Annotated in this window: 2 protein-coding genes and 1 pseudogene; all 3 read left to right on the forward strand. The window is 62.6% G+C overall.

The window, feature by feature from the left end; all coding sequences use genetic code 11:
* Positions 1 to 529, forward strand: a 529-nt coding sequence (locus EN984_RS33570) for a lyase family protein (protein ID WP_245480176.1), incomplete at its 5' end; no start/stop codon positions are given.
* 235 nt (positions 530 to 764) lie between these two features.
* A pseudogene (locus EN984_RS33575) lies at positions 765 to 1,183 on the forward strand (DoxX family protein).
* A 154-nt stretch (positions 1,184 to 1,337) separates the two neighbouring features.
* On the forward strand, positions 1,338 to 1,699 hold a 362-nt coding region (locus EN984_RS33580; protein ID WP_164765874.1), incomplete at its 3' end, for a DoxX family protein.

The following is a 1,699-nucleotide window of genomic DNA, read 5'->3' on the forward strand; positions in this document are numbered from 1 at the left end:
GTTCAAGATCGCCAACGACATCCGTTTCCTCGGTTCCGGCCCGCGTTCGGGCCTCGGCGAGCTGTCGCTGCCGGAAAACGAACCGGGCTCGTCGATCATGCCGGGCAAGGTCAACCCGACCCAATGCGAGGCGCTGACGCAGGTCTGCGTGCAGGTGTTCGGCAACAATGCGGCGCTCACCTTCGCCGGCAGCCAGGGTCATTTCGAGCTCAACGTCTACAACCCTCTGATGGCCTACAATTTCCTGCAGTCGGTGCAGTTGCTCTCCGACGCCTCGGTCTCCTTCACCGACAATTGCGTTGTCGGCATCGAGGCCCGCGAAGACAACATCAAGGCGGCACTCGACCGCTCGCTGATGCTGGTGACGGCGCTGGCGCCGACCATCGGCTACGACAATGCCGCCAAGATCGCCAAGACCGCGCACAAGAAGGGCACCACGCTGCGCGAGGAAGCGCTCGCCACCGGGCTGGTCAGCGAAGCCGATTACGACCGGCTGGTGCGGCCGGAGGACATGACGCATCCGGGGTAGTCAATTCCAGGAAAAGTGTCTTGCGGTTTTCGGTCCGGAATTGCGTCAACCAAAAGCCCGGTATTTCGTGACGGGAGAATTTACTTCCGTCACGACGTGACCCGAAGCGAATTTTGCGCAGGCCGCCCGATCACGGAACGTAAGTACTGTGAACAATGTGTCGCCAGTCTGGTGGCTTTGGTGAACAGTCGGCTTGCTCTATCTCCCCGGTATCAACCCATCCCGGAGAGCCACAATGTCCATCAACACTTCAGTCGCCGGTTCCGGCGCATCCAATGCCTCGACCACCATCCTCCTCGGCCGCGTCCTGCTTGCCGTCATCTTCCTGCTTTCAGGCTTCGGCAAGCTGACCGCCATCGCCGGCAGGCGGGCTATTTCGGTGCCCTCGGCCTGCCCTTGCCGACCGTAACGGCCATTGTCGTCGGCCTGATCGAGCTTCTCGGCGGCCTCGCCATCCTCGTCGGCTTCAAGACCCGGATTGTTGCCTGGGTGCTGGCGATCTTCACCGTCGCCACCGGTTTGGTCGCCCATACCGGTTGGGCCGACCAGATGCAGATGATCCAGTTTCTCAAGAACCTCGCCATTGCGGGCGGCTTCCTCGTGCTGGCTTCCTCGGGCGCCGGCGCCTATTCGATCGACGCCAAGCGCGGCTGAGCCAAAAACTGGCAATAGCCGAACAAAAAGCGGCGCGGAATTTTCCGTGCCGCTTTTTCGTTATCGGTGTATGCCCGCCGATCTGCTGGCCGGAGTTTTCTGCTAGGATAGGGGCTATCGGGACGAAGCCGGCCGGCGGCCGAGGGAGGTGAACATGCCCCGCAACGCGCTGCTCCTGCTCTCCCGGCTGCTGCTCGCCGCCCTGTTCGTGCCCTCCGGTTTCCAGGCATTGAGCGACATAGCCGGCACCACAGGCTATTTCGTAAACCTCGGCCTGCCGCTGCCGGCACTTGCCGCCTGGGGCACGGGACTGTTCGAAGTGATCGCCGGGCTGCTCGTCCTGGTCGGTTTCCAGACCCGGATCGCGGCGCTGCTGCTCGCTGCCTTCTGCATTGCCGCCGGGTTCATCGGCCATTACGGCCAGGGCGGCGGCGACGCGATGCTCTCCTTCCTGCACCAGCAGATGCTGATGAAGGACATTGCGATATCAGGCGGATCTGTTGCGCTGGCCATGGC

The sequence above is a fragment of the Mesorhizobium sp. M7A.F.Ca.CA.004.12.1.1 genome (assembly GCF_003997835.1).
GTDB lineage: Bacteria > Pseudomonadota > Alphaproteobacteria > Rhizobiales > Rhizobiaceae > Mesorhizobium.